This is a genomic window from Massilia sp. DD77 (genome assembly GCF_036961685.1).
Classification (GTDB): Bacteria; Pseudomonadota; Gammaproteobacteria; order Burkholderiales; family Burkholderiaceae_D; genus Telluria.
Genome location: NZ_JBAMDH010000012.1, coordinates 23869 through 39331, shown reverse-complemented (window position 1 = coordinate 39331; position 15463 = coordinate 23869). Strand labels below are relative to the sequence as shown.

The 15463-nt window shown below is 65.3% G+C and carries 15 protein-coding genes and 1 tRNA gene; 7 read left to right on the top strand and 9 right to left on the bottom strand.

The features are described from left to right. Nucleotides 1-15 precede the first annotated feature (15 nt). The 5 genes from V7778_RS08800 to ispB form a co-directional block, all read right to left on the bottom strand. Nucleotides 16-972 carry a hypothetical protein gene (locus tag V7778_RS08800; protein ID WP_335554004.1) on the bottom strand — a complete coding sequence of 319 codons (957 nt, stop codon included), beginning with the start codon at nucleotides 970-972 and terminating at the stop codon, nucleotides 16-18. Between the two features lie 2 nt (nucleotides 973-974). After that, on the bottom strand, nucleotides 975-1724 hold the full coding sequence (locus V7778_RS08795) for a DUF6345 domain-containing protein (RefSeq protein ID WP_335554001.1): 750 nt from the start codon (nucleotides 1722-1724) through the stop codon (nucleotides 975-977). A 221-nt stretch (nucleotides 1725-1945) separates the two neighbouring features. Further along, nucleotides 1946-3664, bottom strand: a complete 1719-nt coding sequence (locus V7778_RS08790) for a methyl-accepting chemotaxis protein (RefSeq protein ID WP_335553999.1) — start codon at nucleotides 3662-3664, stop codon at nucleotides 1946-1948. Nucleotides 3665-3970: 306 nt separating this feature from the next. Continuing rightward, nucleotides 3971-4047, bottom strand: a tRNA-Pro gene (locus V7778_RS08785). Between the two features lie 52 nt (nucleotides 4048-4099). Next, nucleotides 4100-5029 carry an octaprenyl diphosphate synthase gene (gene ispB, locus V7778_RS08780; RefSeq protein ID WP_442920710.1) on the bottom strand — a complete coding sequence of 310 codons (930 nt, stop codon included), beginning with the start codon at nucleotides 5027-5029 and terminating at the stop codon, nucleotides 4100-4102. A gap of 338 nt (nucleotides 5030-5367) precedes the next feature. On the opposite strand from ispB, the gene rplU reads away from it, so the two are divergent. The 6 genes from rplU (at nucleotide 5368) to V7778_RS08750 (ending at nucleotide 10517) form a co-directional block, all read left to right on the top strand. Beyond that, complete coding sequence (rplU, locus tag V7778_RS08775; RefSeq protein ID WP_211519308.1) at nucleotides 5368-5679, top strand: 50S ribosomal protein L21; 312 nt, start codon at nucleotides 5368-5370, stop codon at nucleotides 5677-5679. 37 nt (nucleotides 5680-5716) lie between these two features. Then, a complete protein-coding gene (rpmA, locus tag V7778_RS08770; RefSeq protein ID WP_005668438.1) occupies nucleotides 5717-5989 on the top strand; it encodes a 50S ribosomal protein L27 in 273 nt (90 codons plus the stop codon). 116 nt (nucleotides 5990-6105) lie between these two features. Next, nucleotides 6106-7218 carry an Obg family GTPase CgtA gene (gene cgtA / locus V7778_RS08765; RefSeq protein ID WP_335553979.1) on the top strand — a complete coding sequence of 371 codons (1113 nt, stop codon included), beginning with the start codon at nucleotides 6106-6108 and terminating at the stop codon, nucleotides 7216-7218. Nucleotides 7219-7231: 13 nt separating this feature from the next. Further along, complete coding sequence (locus V7778_RS08760; RefSeq protein ID WP_335553977.1) at nucleotides 7232-7645, top strand: hypothetical protein; 414 nt, start codon at nucleotides 7232-7234, stop codon at nucleotides 7643-7645. Then, nucleotides 7642-8760, top strand: a complete 1119-nt coding sequence (gene proB / locus V7778_RS08755) for a glutamate 5-kinase (protein WP_335553974.1) — start codon at nucleotides 7642-7644, stop codon at nucleotides 8758-8760. Before V7778_RS08760 ends, proB begins: the two co-directional genes overlap by 4 nt. A gap of 155 nt (nucleotides 8761-8915) precedes the next feature. Continuing rightward, entirely contained in the window at nucleotides 8916-10517 is a 1602-nt protein-coding gene (locus V7778_RS08750) for a methyl-accepting chemotaxis protein (RefSeq protein WP_335553971.1), read from the top strand. On the opposite strand, the gene nth is transcribed toward V7778_RS08750, so the two are convergent. Together nth and rsxB are read right to left on the bottom strand one after the other, a co-directional pair. Next, entirely contained in the window at nucleotides 10514-11191 is a 678-nt protein-coding gene (gene nth, locus V7778_RS08745) for an endonuclease III (protein WP_335553968.1), read from the bottom strand. The two genes, V7778_RS08750 and nth, sit on opposite strands and share 4 nt — an antisense overlap. Nucleotides 11192-11211: 20 nt before the next feature. After that, on the bottom strand, nucleotides 11212-11925 hold the full coding sequence (gene rsxB, locus V7778_RS08740; protein ID WP_335553965.1) for an electron transport complex subunit RsxB: 714 nt from the start codon (nucleotides 11923-11925) through the stop codon (nucleotides 11212-11214). Between the two features lie 150 nt (nucleotides 11926-12075). Here rsxB and V7778_RS08735 point away from each other — a divergent pair, with 150 nt between their 5' ends. Continuing rightward, the gene (locus V7778_RS08735; protein WP_335553962.1) at nucleotides 12076-12426 is read left to right on the top strand and encodes an RcnB family protein; all 351 of its coding nucleotides are present in this window, start codon (nucleotides 12076-12078) and stop codon (nucleotides 12424-12426) included. Nucleotides 12427-12626: 200 nt separating this feature from the next. Here V7778_RS08735 and V7778_RS08730 read toward each other — a convergent pair whose 3' ends face one another. Further along, on the bottom strand, nucleotides 12627-13862 hold the full coding sequence (locus tag V7778_RS08730) for a polyhydroxyalkanoate depolymerase (RefSeq protein ID WP_335553960.1): 1236 nt from the start codon (nucleotides 13860-13862) through the stop codon (nucleotides 12627-12629). A 449-nt stretch (nucleotides 13863-14311) separates the two neighbouring features. Next, nucleotides 14312-15409: an NAD(P)/FAD-dependent oxidoreductase gene (locus V7778_RS08725; RefSeq protein ID WP_335553958.1), complete on the bottom strand. Its 1098-nt coding sequence runs from the start codon at nucleotides 15407-15409 to the stop codon at nucleotides 14312-14314. Nucleotides 15410-15463 lie beyond the last annotated feature (54 nt).

The following is a 15463-nucleotide window of genomic DNA, read 5'->3' as shown; positions in this document are numbered from 1 at the left end:
CGCAGCGGCCGTGCTTCAAGCGAGGGCGGGCTTGCAGTGTTCGCCGCGGGCCGGGGCGGGCGCCGCGTCGAGGCCGTACAGCGGCAGTTCCATGTAAGGGCGGGGCGTGGCGTGCACCGCGATCACGTAGGCCTGGCGTTCCTGCTTGTGGCGTAGCGCGATCCGGGCCACGAAGGCCGGCGCCAGCAGGCGCTGGGACTTGCGCCGTCCCGTGTCGAGGTAGCCGAACTGCATGAGGGCGTGGTCGATCACGTCCGCCGGCAGCGGTTCCCTGGCGCGGCCGAGCAGGCCGATCAGGCGTTCGACGATCTGGCGCGCGGCCTGTTCCTGCCCGATGATCGGGGCGGTGTCCAGGACTTCGCCCAGCAGCGGGCGCACATTGACCGACAGCCCGTCGACGCGGCCGTCGCCCGCCAGGGTGAGCGCGACCGAGGCCGCGCCCAGCACCGGAATCCCGGCCACCGCATGGCGCCAGGCCCCGGTGGCGCGCACCAGCAGCGGCTGCGACACGCGCTCCTCGCGGTCCGCGCCCTGCGCCTTGGTCTGCCACAGGCGCTCGAAGGCGAGGCTGCCGCCTTGTTCGCTCCAGGAAGGCAGCTTCAGGCGCTCGGCGGCTTCGCCCAGGCGGCGCACCAGCACGGCGGATTGCTCCAGGCGCTCGAAGGGCGCCGCGAAGGGCGCCAGGCCGGAACGGTATTCCAGCGCGCCGGAGCCATGGTGGACGGTGGCGCGTGCTCCTTGCGGCAGGTGGACCAGGCTGCGGTCGCCGCGATCGAGGACGTGGGCCCGGTCCGTGGGGCAGGTGCCGCTTTCCTCGATCGTGTTCAGGAAGCGGTTGATGCGCGTCCGGGTCTCGTCGCGGGTGAGCCGGCGCAGCGCGACGATGTCGGCCCTTGCCGGAAGGGCGCCGGCGCTTGCCTGGGTCGGAGTCATGCCGCGAATCAGGCAGTCGATCATACGTTGCTCGTTCATGGTCAGCCCTCCGTCCACATCCACAGGAGACATGCCTGCTGGGCAGGCGCCAGGTCGGGGTCGACGCTCCCTTCGCCCCACAGGTGGTCGCGGTTGAGGTAGGAGCGGTCCCAGCGAATATTGCCGCCGTTCCAGGTGGCCGAATCACCGACGCATACCGTGATGGGATGGTTGTCGACCCACCAGTCCGAGACGCCGTTGTGCCAGGCGTGGCAGACGGTATCGCCGTCCGTCAGCTTGTCGGCCACGTCCTCGCCGCACTCGTCGGTGGTGATGCCGTCCCACATGTTGCCCCAGGCGCCGCAGTAGATGTGCATGCGCGCGAAGCTGTTCCACAGGCCGGTGACCCGGTTCAGGTCCACCGTCTCGCAGGAATAGGCCATCACCCACTCGTTGTTCCAGTCCTCGCCCAGCTGCCACCCGTTGGAATAGGTGCGCCAGTTGGTGCGCGCCGTGTCGTACAGCATGCGCGCGTTGCCGTTGGCTTCGTGGCCGCCGTGGGTCTCGATCCAGAACAGGTCGACGTTGTCGACCCAGTTGCGGTCGTCGCCGCCCTGGTCGAGGTCGCGGATATCGGTTTCCCAGACGTCGGTGTTGGCCCAGTAGAACGAGCGCGTGTGGCCGGCGGAGCGCAGCTTCGCGTCGAAGCCGTTACTGCGGTTGAAGGTGTAGGTCAGGTCTCCCGCCGTGCTCACGCCGGCGGCGCGCGCATGATGGAAGTACCGGATTGCTTCCACTCCGAAACTCGCCATGGAGTTCTCCTTTCGTATCGGTGGGCTACGTTGACGTCCCGTGGCAGGCGCATCAGGCGGTAGCAAGCAATACAGTAGAGGGAGCGGACGAGCGGACTCTGGCGTAAGTTAAGAAAGGCGGCGGTTGTGCTCGCCGGGGCAGGGCGGGGACGCCAAGGCTTGCGTGGCGTCGAAGCGAGACGCACGCCCGGCATTGCTGCACGGGCGTGCGGGAGTGGGGATCAGAAGGTTTCCCAGCCGTTGGCGGCGGTGGCCATCGCCTGGCGCTGCGGCGCGGTCGTGGCCGCGTGGCGCGGCTTGGCGGGCTTGGTGGCGGACAAGGCCTTCGGAGCCGGCCGTGCCGCATGCGGCGCTGCCGGAGGCGGCGCAGTTTGCGCGCAGTCGAGGCGGAACACGCTGACCGCATCGCTCAGGCGCGCCGCCTGCACCTGCATCGCTTCCGAGGCGGCCGCCGCTTCCTCGACCAGGGCGGCATTCTGCTGGGTCACCTGGTCCATCGAGACGATGGCCTGGTTGATCTGCTCGATGCCCACGGTCTGCTCCAGGCTGGCAGCGCTGATCTCGCTCATGATGTCGGTGACGCGCTTGACGCTGTCGACGACTTCGAGGATGGTGGCGCTGGCCGCGTCCACCTGCCGGCTGCCGTTCTCGACCTTGCTGGTCGAATCCTCGATCAGGCCCTTGATTTCCTTGGCGGCGCCAGCCGAGCGCTGGGCCAGGTTGCGCACCTCGGTCGCGACCACGGCGAAGCCGCGGCCCTGTTCGCCGGCGCGCGCCGCTTCCACGGCGGCGTTCAATGCCAGGATGTTGGTCTGGAAGGCGATGCCGTCGATCACGCCGATGATGTCGCGAATCTTGCTGGCCGAGGCGCTGATGTCCGCCATCGTACCCATCACTTCGCCGATGGCGGCGCCGCCCTTCTGGGCCACGCTGGAGGCGGCATCGGCCATCAGGTTGGCCTGGCGCGCATTGTCGGCGTTCTGCTTGACGGTGCCGGTCAGCTCTTCCATCGAGGACGCGGTCTCTTCCAGCGAGCTGGCCTGTTCCTCGGTGCGCGAGGACAGGTCCAGGCTGCCGGCCGCGACCTGGGCCGAGGCGGAAGCGATGGCGTCGGTGCCGCCGCGCACCTGGGCCACGATGCAGGCCAGCTTGTCGCGCATGGCCTGCATGGCCGCCATCATGCTGGTGCTGTCGCCCGCCTTCACCTCGACCGGGGAGGCGAGGTCGCCGGCCGCGATGCGCGCCGCCACCTCGGCCGCATAGCGCGGCTCGCCGCCGAGCTGGCGCAGCAGGGTGCGGGTGATGCCTACGGCGGCCAGCACGCCGGCCACCAGCGCCAGGCAGCTCAGGCCGACGCTCATGTTGCGCGCCCGCTCATAGGCCAGCAGCGAGGCGGCGCCCGCTTCCTTGTTCAGCTTGCCTTCCAGGACGATCAGCGCGTTGGTGGCCGCGATCCACTGGTCCTGCAGCGGCTGGAGCTCGGTCGTCAGGACGCGGGTGCTTTCCTCCTTCTGGTTGGCCAGGCCGAGCTGGGTTGCTTTCGCCAGCACGGGCATGGCCGCCGCCTCGGCCGCGGCTACCTCGGCGAGCGCGGCCTTTTCTTCGGGCAGGGCGCCCGGCTGGTCGAGCAGGGGCGCCAGTTCCTTCCAGGTTTTGGCGTAGGTGGCGGCTTCGTCGTTCATGGCGCGCTGCTGGACCGTCATCGCCGCGGGATCGGCCAGCAGGCCGATGTTGCGGACCTGGATCGCGCGGTTGCGGATGGTGTCGATCAGGACGTTCGCCAGTTCGACGCGCAGGTTGTTGTCCGTGATCTGGCGCGTGCTGCCGCGCATGTCGGCCATGCCGTACAGGGCGCCGACGAGGATGACGCACAGGAGCCCGAGGACCAGGGCGAAGCCGGTGCCGAGCATGGTGCCGACCTTCATGTTCGAGAGTTTCATGGTGTTCCACCTTTGGATTCACGGGGGGGCGCTGCGGGGCGCGATTAATGCCTTTCGGCAATAATAGAAATACTCTCGAAAACTCTCGCTGTCGATGCCGAACTGGCAAGGAAGGCAAAAAGCCCGGATTGCCGGGCTTTTTGCTGTTAAATTCAGGGAACTTCGGACTTGTATTGTTGCGTTGCCGATACGCCGCCGATACGACGGATGGCGGGGCGATGGCAAGGGACGAGAATATGAATCCGGAAACGAACAAGGCCCATCGATCGATGGGCCTTGCAAGTGCTCGTGTGACAAGCGAATTCGTGGTCGGGGTGAGAGGATTCGAACCTCCGGCCTCTACGTCCCGAACGTAGCGCTCTACCGGGCTAAGCTACACCCCGACGGTTTGAGATGGCATTTCTGTCATCTCGGGAAGGCATCACTGTAGTCGTTTTAGTGGTTCCTGTCAACAGCGAAGCTGCAGAGCTGCAAGAGGCTGCGCTTGTATTCCGTCTCCGGCAAGGCCTCGATGGCGCGCGCCGCGCGCTGCGCCGCGTGCTCGGCCTGGGAGCGGGTATAGGCCAATGCGCCGCTCGAGGTGACCGCCGCTAGCACGGCGTCGAAATGCTGTTCGTCGCCCTGTTCGATGCAGGTGCGGACCAGTTCGCGTTCTTCGCTGCTGCCGTGTTCCATCAGCCAGATCAGGGGCAGGGTCGGCTTGCCTTCGCGCAGGTCGTCGCCCACGTTCTTGCCGATCTCGGCGGCGTCGCCGGCGTAGTCGAGCACGTCGTCGATCAGCTGGAAGGCGGTGCCCAGCGAGCGGCCGTATTCGCCGGCCGCGGCGATCTGTTCATCGTTCGCGCCCGCCACCAGGGCGCCCAGCTCGGCGGCCGCCTCGAACAGCTTGGCGGTCTTGGAGCGGATCACCTTGAGGTAGCTTTCCTCGGTCACGTCCGGGTCGTGCATGTTCAGCAGCTGCAGCACTTCGCCTTCCGCGATCACGTTGGTGGCGTCGGACAGGATGCGCATCACGCGCATGTTGTCGAGGCCGACCATCATCTGGAAGGAACGCGAATACAGGAAGTCGCCGACCAGCACCGAGGCGGCGTTGCCGAACAGGGCGTTGGCGGTCTGGCGGCCGCGGCGCATCGAGGATTCGTCGACCACGTCGTCGTGCAGCAGGGTCGCGGTGTGGATGAATTCCACCACCGCCGCCAGCTCATGGTGGGCCGTCCCGCGGTAGCCGTAGGCATTCGCCAGCAGCAGCACCAGCACCGGGCGGATGCGCTTGCCGCCGGCGCTGATGATGTATTCGGCGATCTGGTTCACCAGGCTCACTTCCGAATGCAGGCGCTGCCGGATCACCGTGTTGACGGCCTCCATGTCGGTCGCGATGGAGGAGGTGAGGGAGTTCTGTTGGGCGTGTGGGATAGCGGCTGACAAGGCGAACCTGCAATAGATAGACAGTGATGCGATGAGTTTTTATCAAGTGCGGGGATTATATACCGACAAGCGACAAGCCAGCAGTGCCAGTCCTGCTCGGCGGCGCGGCCCCCGCCGTTGGTGCGCTGCCACGCCGTCCGGCAGCCTGGAAGCGACTTTGACGCGTGGCAGCAATTTATGTATAATCCTCTGTTCCCCGGCATCCAAGCAGTCCAGCGAGCAGTTTCGCGCTGGTGCGCCGTTGGGATTCTTTTAACATTTAACGAGGTTTCTCAATCATGTACGCGGTCATAAAAACCGGTGGCAAGCAATACAAAGTTGTCGCTGGCGAAAAACTCAAAGTAGAACAGATACCGGCAGACATTGGTTCCGAACTCACGATCGATCAGGTCCTCGCCGTAGGCGCGGGCGACAGCATCAAGTTTGGTGCTCCGCTGGTCGACGGTGCTTCGGTGCTGGTGAAAGTGGTTTCGCATGGTCGTCACGACAAGGTCCGTATCTTCAAGATGCGCCGTCGTAAGCACTACCAGAAGCGTCAGGGCCACCGCCAGAATTTCACCGAAATCCAGATCGTCTCGATCAACGGCTAATCGCCGTCCGGACATCCAGTCATAAGGAGCATTACAAATGGCACACAAAAAAGGCGGCGGCACAACCCGCAACGGCCGTGATTCAGAAAGCAAGCGCCTTGGCGTGAAGGTGTACGGCGGCCAGGCGATCAACGCCGGCGGCATCATCATCCGCCAGCGTGGTACCCCGGTGCGCGCAGGCGCCAACGTCGGTACCGGCAAGGACCACACCCTGTTCGCCCTGGTGGACGGCACGGTCAAGTTCGTCAAGCAAGGCGTGGGCTCGAAGCAGTTCGTGACCGTCGTTGCCAACGAAGCAGTCGCAGCTTAATTCAACCTGCGTTATGCAATGCGCCGCCTGGCGGCGCTTGCTTCTTTGTAAGGCGCAAGCCTTCCATCGAAAGGCTCTGCCCACGGTAGGGCCTTTTTAGTTTTTTGGCGGTCATCATGAAGTTTATCGACGAAGCAAGAATTGAAGTCATCGCAGGCGACGGCGGCAACGGGTGCGCCTCGTTCCGTCGCGAGAAGTTCCGCCCGTTCGGCGGTCCGGACGGCGGCGACGGCGGCAAGGGCGGCTCGATCTGGGTGGTCGCCGACCGCAACATCAACACCCTGGTGGATTTCCGCTACTCCAAGGTGCACAACGGCCGCAACGGCGAACCGGGCCGCGGCTCGGACTGCTACGGCAAGGGCGCCGAAGACGTCTATCTGCGCATGCCGGTGGGCACCCTGATCGTCGACGACGTGAACGGCGAGATCGTTGCCGACCTGACCGAGCACGGCCAGACCGAACTGCTGGCCAAGGGCGGCGAGGGCGGCTGGGGCAACATCCACTTCAAGACCTCGACCAACCGCGCGCCGCGCCAGAAGACCGAGGGCAAGGAAGGCGAGCGCCGCACCCTGCGCCTGGAACTGAAGGTGCTGGCCGACGTGGGCCTGCTGGGCATGCCGAACGCCGGCAAGTCGACCTTCATCACCGCCGTCTCGAACGCCAAGCCGAAGATCGCCGACTACCCGTTCACGACCCTGCATCCGAACCTCGGCGTGGTGCGCGTGTCGCACGCGAAGAGCTTCGTGATCGCCGACATCCCCGGCCTGATCGAGGGCGCCGCCGAAGGCGCCGGCCTGGGCCACCAGTTCCTGCGCCACCTGTCGCGCACCGGCCTGCTGCTGCACATCGTCGATGTGGCGCCGATGGACGACAAGACCGATCCGGTCAAGGAAGCCAAGGCCCTGGTCAAGGAACTCGAGAAGTACGACGCCGAGCTGCTCGACAAGCCGCGCTGGCTGGTGCTCAACAAGCTGGACGTGGTGCCGGAAGAAGAACGCAAGAAGGTCGCCAAGGACTTCGTCAAGCGCATGGGCTTCAAGGGCCCGGTGTTCGAGATCTCGGCCCTGAACCGCGAAGGCTGCGAAGAGCTGGTGCACGCGATCTACAAGCACCTGGAAGAAAAGCGCCACGTCGAACAGCGCTCCGAAGAAACGCAGATGACCGAGGAAGCGCGCACCATCTCGTCCATCGATCCGGACGATCCCCGCTTCAAGATCCTTGAAGACTGAGCCGGCAGCGGCCTTGGCTGCACCCGCTTCGTCCAAGCGCGCCTGGTGGCGCGTCCAGCTGCTGCAGCTGGTCGCGACCACCAGTTCGCTGGCCGCGCTCGCGGCCATGCTCGACCCCGACCGCATCGCCACCGCGATGGGTCTGTTTCTCGTTGGCGTGAACGGCTACAGCCAGTTCTACGCCATCTACGTCGGAGTGCGCCTCGCCACCGCGGGACTGGCTCTGCTGGCGTCCAGACAGGTTGACCAACCCGTCCTCGGCGACCTCACCGCATTATTCCTCCTGGCCCAGCCGGCCGGCCGCCTGGTCGCAGCGTTTGCGATCGGCCTGCCCACGGGCGTATTATTTGTCGTCTGCGCGGTCGAGCTGCTGGCAGGACTTTCCCTGCTGGCCTTGCGGCCGCGAGGGAAAATCCTGTCGCCATGAACTCCGTCCTCCAGTCCTCCTCCCGCATCATCGTCAAGGTCGGCTCCTCGCTCGTCACGAACGAGGGCCAGGGCCTCGACCACACCGCCATCGCCCGCTGGGCGTCCCAGATCGCCGCCCTGCGCGCGCTCGGCAAGGAAGTCGTGCTGGTGTCTTCCGGCGCGATCGCCGAAGGCATGCTGCGCCTGGGCTTCGCCGGCCGCCCCACCGACATCCACGAGCTGCAGGCCTGCGCCGCCGTCGGCCAGATGGGCCTGGCCCAGATCTACGAAACCAGCTTCCGCACCCACGGCATCAAGACCGCCCAGGTGCTGCTGACCCATGCCGACCTGGCCGACCGCGAACGCTACCTGAACGCGCGCTCGACCCTCACCACCCTGCTGCGCCTGGGCGTGGTCCCGATCATCAACGAGAACGACACCGTGGTGACCGACGAGATCAAGTTCGGCGACAACGACACCCTCGGCGCCCTGGTCGCCAACCTGATCGAGGCCGACGCGCTGGTGATCCTGACCGACCAGCGCGGATTGTTCTCCGCCGACCCGCGCAAGGACCCGCAAGCCGAGCTGATCGGCGAAGCCCGGGCCGGCGACCCGGCGCTGGAAGCCATGGCCGGCGGCGCCGGCAGCAGCCTCGGGCGCGGCGGCATGCTGACCAAGGTGCTGGCCGCGCGCCGCGCCGCCCGCTCCGGCGCCCACACCGTCATCGCCTGGGGGCGCGAGGAAGAAGTCCTGACCCGCCTGGCCCACGGCGAGGCGATCGGCACCCAGCTCACCGCCGCCACCGGCCGCCTGACGGCGCGCCGCCAATGGATGGTCGACCACCTGCATACCACGGGCGAGGTCGTGATCGACGCCGGTGCGGCCCAGAAGCTGACCCGCGAAGGCAAGTCGCTGCTGCCGATCGGCGTGCTGGCGGTGAACGGCGAATTCGGCCGCGGGCAGGTGATTACCTGCGTCGACGAGGGCGGACGAGCGCTGGCGCGCGGGCTGACCAACTACGCCAGCAGCGAAGTGCGCCGCATCATGCGTCACGCTTCGAGCGAGATCGAGGGCATCCTGGGCTTCGTCGAGGGCCCCGAGTTGGTCCATCGCGATAACATGGTCTTGTTGTAAAGAGTAAGCGCTCACACGACCGTTGCTCGTTGTGGAAGGGATACATTCCGTGAGAATTGCCTTGTCCATACGTGGCTAAACTTTTCCATACGGCTATAAATCGCTAGACTGAATGCATCTTGTGCACGTGCACATAATGTTTTCAGAGGATACCCATGAAACTGAGCCGAAAACTGCCTCTCGGCTTCGCCGCAGTGACCCTGCTGGTTGCCTGCGCCGGATTCTTCGGCGTGGCGCAGATGAACCGCTCGGTCGACACCTACCGTGTCGCCGTGGCTGAGGCGAAACAGGCGCAGCACGTCGAGTCCTTGCTGGCCGAATTCCGCAAGCAGCTGCAGGAATGGAAGAACACGCTCCTGCGCGGCAAGGACGAGGAACAGCGCAAGAAATACTGGGGCGCGTTCCAGGACAGCGAAGCCGAGGTCGGTACCTCGGTCAAGACCTTGCTGGCGAGCCTGCCCGAGGGCGAAGTGCGCAAGCTGGTGACCGAGTTCGGCGCTGCCCATGCGCAGATGGGGGCCGACTACCGTCGCGGCTTCGCCGACTTCGCGGCGGCCGAGTTCGACTTCGCCGCCGGCGACAAGGCGGTCAAGGGCATGGACCGTGCCCCCGCGGCCTTGCTCGACAAGGCCCAGAAGAAAATGTCCGAACGCAGCGCGGCGAGCGCCGCCCTGGCCGATGAAGTCGGCGCGCGCGCCACCTTCGTCAGCTATCTGCTCATGCTGCTCGGCGCCGTCGCCGCGGTGGTCGCAGGCGTGCTGGTGTCGCGCTCGATCACCCGTCCACTGAGCGACGCGGTCGAAGCGGCCAAGAGCGTGGCGGCGGGCGACCTGCGCACCAACATTACCGTACGCAGCGACGATGAGACCGGACAGCTGCTGCTGGCGCTCAAGGAGATGTCGTCGAGCCTGAACCGCATCGTGACCCAGGTTCGCAGCGGCGCCCATACCATTGCCGAGGCTTCCGACGAGATCGCGCACGGCAATATGGACCTGTCCAGCCGCACCGAAACCCAGGCCGCCGCGATCGAGGAGACCGCGTCCTCGATGGAAGAGCTGACGTCCACGGTGCAGCAGAATGCCGACAACGCCCGGCATGCGAACAAGCTGGCGGTATCCGCCGTCGATGTCGCCGCCAAGGGCGGCAAGGTGGTGGAAGAGGTGGTGGCGACGATGCAGTCGATTACCGCGTCTTCGCGCAAGATCGTCGACATCATCGGTGTCATCGACGGTATCGCCTTCCAGACCAACATCCTGGCGCTGAACGCCGCAGTCGAGGCGGCGCGCGCCGGAGAACAGGGCCGCGGTTTTGCCGTGGTGGCCAGCGAGGTGCGCAATCTGGCGCAGCGTTCGGCCACGGCGGCCAAGGAGATCAAGGCCTTGATCGGCGAATCGGTGGAGCGGGTCGAGGACGGCAACCGCCTGGTCGGCGAAGCCGGTGCGACGATGGGCGAGATCGTGGACAGCGTGCGCCACGTGATGGACATCATCGGCGACATCAGCTCGGCCAGCCAGGAGCAGGGCGCCGGTATTGCCCAGATCAACCTGGCGATCACGGAAATGGACTCCGCCACCCAGCAGAATGCGGCCCTGGTCGAGGAAGCGGCGGCGGCGGCCCAGTCGCTGCGCGAGCAGACCGTGGCCCTGACCGAGGTGGTGAGCGTGTTCAAGCTGGACGATGCGCAAGCTTCGGATGCGTCGCCGTCCACCGCACTGGCCGCGCCGCGCGCGCGTCCAGCCCTGCGCCGGGTCGCTTAAGCCGCGGCCGCCAGCGCCGCGGGATCGAGCACGCCGGCGGGCGCCGGCGTCTTGTCCTTGTATTCGCACAAGTCCACGATCAGGCAGTTCCAGCATTTCGGGCGGCGCGCCACGCAGGTGTAGCGCCCGTGCAGGATCAGCCAGTGGTGGGCGTCGTGTAGAAATTGCTTGGGCACGAACTTGAGCAGCTTCTGCTCGACGATGTCGACGTTCTTGCCAGGCGCAATCTTCGTCCGGTTCGACACCCGGAAGATATGGGTATCGACCGCCATGGTCGGCTCGCCGAAGGCGGTGTTCAGCACCACGTTGGCCGTCTTGCGGCCCACCCCCGGCAAGGATTCCAGGGCTTCGCGCGAAGGCGGCACCTCGCCGCCGTACTGCTCCACCAGGATCTGGCAGGTCGCCATCACGTTCCTGGCCTTGGTGTTGTACAGGCCGATCGTCGAGATATACGACTTCAATTCCTCCAGCCCCAGGTCGAGGATCTTCTGCGGCGTGTTCGCCACCGGATACAGGCGGCGCGTGGCCTTGTTGACGCCGACGTCGGTCGACTGGGCCGACAGCAGCACCGCGATCAGGAGCTCGAAGGGCGTGGTGAATTCGAGTTCGGTGGTGGGCTTGGGATTGGCGGCGCGGAAGCGCGTAAAGATCTCGAGGCGCTTACTTGGATTCATCGTTGGGATTCATCGTTACATCAATTCTGGTCGGTGCCGGCGGCCTTCTGGCGCGCGCGTTCCATGGCGGCGGCGATGATGGCGCGCTTGCGCTCCTTCTCGGCCAGTTCTTCCGGCGTGTTGGCCGCCTCGGCCGTGACCGCGCGCATCTTTTCCAGGGCCTTGGCGGCCAGGCGGGCCTCGTTCTCCTCGCGCTCGCGGCGCAGGCGCTGCGCGCGGAAGTCGTGGCGCGCGCGGGCGGCGTCGGCCGCCTCCTGCGACCAGGCGTCCCAGCCGGTCGCTTCGCCCGTCACGGGAATCATCGAGATGCAGTCGACCGGGCAGGGCGCCACGCACAGGTCGCAGCCGGTGCACAGGCTGGGCAGGATGGTGTGCATCTGCTTGGCCGCGCCCAGGATGGCGTCCACCGGGCAGGCCTGGATGCACAGGGTACAGCCGATGCACAGCGATTCGTCGATAAAGGCGACCGGGCGCGGACGCTCGACGCCGTTGGCCGGATTGATCGGGATCACCTTGCGGCCGGTGGCGGCGGCCAGGCGGCGCACGCCTTCCATGCCGCCCGGCGGGCACTGGTTGATCTCCGCCTCGCCGCGCACGATCGCCTCCGCATAGGGGCGGCACGCGGGATAGCCGCACTTGGTGCATTGCGTCTGCGGCAGCAGGTCTTCGATCTGGTCGGCGACGGTTTTAGTCACAGCGTGAGTCACGGCGAGCGGTCTTGGTAAAGCCGACATTATCCGCCAAAACCCCGTGCGATGCGACGGCGCGGTCTGGTGCGCCGCCGGCGCCGTATTCGCGGCAGTATGGTGGCCGAGCGAACAGACGATTCGCCATGTCCATGGTCTAGTGGGCGAAGACGAGAGAGAGCCGAGGAGGGCGTTGAGATGAACGAGTTGATCGTACCGGTCTTGCTTGCCGCGCTCCTGTCGAGCGGCCCCGGGGCGCACGCGCAGCAGCGCCCCCACGGCGCGCCGCAAGCCGAGCTGCACGGCGCCGGCGGGCAGCAGGGGGGCAAGGGCAAAGCGCGCTACCGCAGCGTGGAAAGTAATGGCGAGCTCAAGCGCGGCGAGCAGCTGCCGCCGCGCTACCGCACCCACCACTACGTGATCGACAACTGGCGCGTCCACAAGCTGAGCGAGCCGCCGCCGGGGCACCAGTGGGTGCAGGCGGGGGCCAGCTATGCGCTGGTGGCGATTGCGACGGGGGTGGTGACGGAGGTGGTGGTGGTGAGGTGAGCTAACACTGTGCTGGCAAACTTGGGTCCCCGCCTGCGCGGGGATGACGTTTAGAAGGACGTATCCGAAGTCGGTCTATCGATGTTCCGATTGCGAGGAACAAGGTCATCCCAGTGAAGGCGGGGACCCGAGTTCGCTGCGAACCGTCAGCGCAAAAAAAATGCCGCGATTTCCGCGGCATTTTCCATTTCGCCAGACGATCAGCGATTCGCCTGAATAAACGCCGTAATCTTCGGACAAATCATCTCGCGCCAGCGGCGGCCCGAGAAGATGCCGTAGTGCCCGCACTTCGGCGCCACGAACTTGAGATGCTTGTTCTTCGGAATCCCGCTGCACAGCTCGTGCGCCGCGCTGGTCTGGCCCAGGCCGGAGATATCGTCCAGCTCGCCTTCCACGGTCATCAGGGCCACGGTCTCGATGTCCTGCGGACGCACCAGCTGGCCGCCGACTTCCCAGGTGCCCTTGGGCAGACGGTGTTCCTGGAACACGGTCTTGATGGTCTCGAGGTAGTACTCGGCCGGCATGTCCAGCACGGCGTTATATTCGTCGTAGAACTGGCGGTGCGCCTCGGCGGAATCGTCGTCGCCGCGCACCAGGTGCTGGTAGAACTCGCGGTGGCTCTGGGCATGGCGGCCCGGGTTCATGGCGATGAAGCCGGCGTGCTGCAGGAAGCCCGGATAGACCTTGCGGCCGAAGCCCGGGTAGTTGCCCGGCACCGAATAGATCACGGTGTTCTCGAACCACGAGAAGGGCTTCTCGACGGCCAGGTCGTTGACGGCGGTCGGCGACTTGCGCGGATCGATCGGGCCGCCCATCATGGTCATGGTCTTCGGCAGCTTGGGATCCTTGTTGGACGCCATCAGCGAGATCGCGGCCAGCACCGGCACGGTCGGCTGGCACACCGAGATCACGTGCACGTCCGGGCCCAGCAGGCGGATGAAGTCCTGCACGTAGTAGATGTAGTCGTGCAGGTGGAAGGCGCCGCTCGACAAGGGGACCATGCGTGCGTCGGTCCAGTCGGTGATGCAGACGTCGTGGTCCACCAGCAGGGCGCGCACGGTGTCGCGCAGCAGGGTGGCGTGGTGGCCCGACAGGGGAGCGACCACCAGCACCTTCGGCTGGTCCAGGGCCGCGAAGGCCTCGTCACCCATGTCCTTCTTGAAATGCAGGAGCTTGCAGAACGGTTTTTCGACGACCGTGCGCTCCATGATGCCGACGTCTTCGCCCTTGACCTTGACCGAATGGATGCCGAAGGCCGGCTTTTCATAGTCCTTGCCGAGACGGTACATCAGCTCGTAGCCGGCGGCGATACGCTGGGCGAATGGGGTGTGCGCGAACGGCGAGACGGGATTGGAAAACAGTTTCGAGGACGCATCGGCCCATTGCATCAGCGGGGTCAGGAAGGAGCGTTGCATCTCGTGCAGTTGGTAAAGCATAAATAAATCCTTCAGTGGACAGTGCGCGTCGCAATCGTTTGCGCGTAGCTGCAATCAATTATATGGGATTGATTTACTTGTGGAAACAATCGTTTTCAGTCGTCTGCAACGGTATGGCTCACTTGTAGCATATTTGTGCAGGGCGCTTCGGTGAGGCTTCCCACATAAGTTGACATGCGCGTGTTTGTAACAGGAAGTTTGTTGGCTGGGCGTTACTGACCGCACAAAAAAAGGGTTTGTGGCCTTCAAGCAAACTTGGATTCCGGCCTTCGCCGGAATGAGGTACTGAGAGTAGTGGCGGCTTGTGACTCTGCCATCTGCTTCAAGACCGTCGTACGCGCCACTGGCGCCTACGACTTCGGGCGAAGGCCGGGACCTCAGTTTGATGCGCACCACGGGCGCAAAAAAAGCCGCCCAACAGGGCGGCTTTTGCACGATACAAAAGATCGTTAGTCGAACACCGGCGTTTCCACGCCCAGGATCTTGTGCAGCTTCGGCGACGTGGTGGTGTACTGCATGTGGATCTTCTTGTCCGGGAAGATGTAGGGCGCGGCACCGAAGGCGGCCAGCGCGGCTTCGTGGAAGCCCGACAGGATCAGCTTCTTCTTGCCCGGATAGGTGTTGATATCGCCCACGGCGAAAATGCCCGGCACGTTGGTCTCGAATTTCTCGGTGTCCATGACCTTCAGCTGGCGGCGCTCGATGTCCAGGCCCCACTCGGCGATCGGGCCCAGCTTCGGCGACAGGCCGAAGAAGACCAGCAGCATGTCCAGCGGCACGCGGCGGGTCACGCCGTCGGCGCCGGTCACCTTCACTTCGCTCAGCTTGCCGTCTTTTTCGTCGAAGCCGGTCACCTGGCCGGTGATCAGCTGCATCTCGTACTCGTCGCACAGGGCCTTCATCTTGGCGACCGAGGCCGGCGCGGCGCGGAAGTCTTCGCGGCGGTGCACCAGCACCACCGATTCGGCCTTGCCGACGAAGTTCAGGGCCCAGTCCAGGGCCGAGTCGCCGCCGCCGCAGATGACCAGGTTCTTGCCTTCGAACAGGGCCGGATCCTTGACGCGGTAGAACAGCTGCTCATTGTCGAACTTCTCGATGCCGTCGACCTTCAGGGTACGTGCCTGGAAGGAACCGACGCCGGCGGCGATGAAGATGGTCTTGGTGATGAAACGGGTCCCAAGCGAGGTCTCGACGTTGAAACGGCTGTCTTCGCGGCGCTGGACGGTGGTGACTTCCTGGCCCAGGTGGAAGGTCGGCTCGAAAGGCTCGATCTGCTTGAGCAGGTTGTCGGTCAGTTCCTGGCCGGTGCACACCGGCACGGCCGGGATGTCGTAGATCGGCTTGTCCGGGTACAGTTCCACGCACTGGCCGCCGACGGCCGGCAGCGAATCGATGACGTGGGCCTTGATTTCGAGAAGGCCGAGTTCGAAGACCTGGAACAGGCCGACCGGACCGGCGCCGATGATCACGGCGTCGGCTTCGATGGCGCCGGCGAACGAACTGTTGGGAGCGATGCTGCCCGCTTCGTGGGTGGCACTGATAGTCATGCTTACTTCCTGTGATTTTTGGATGGTGGGGCGATGGCAGAACGACGCTGCCAC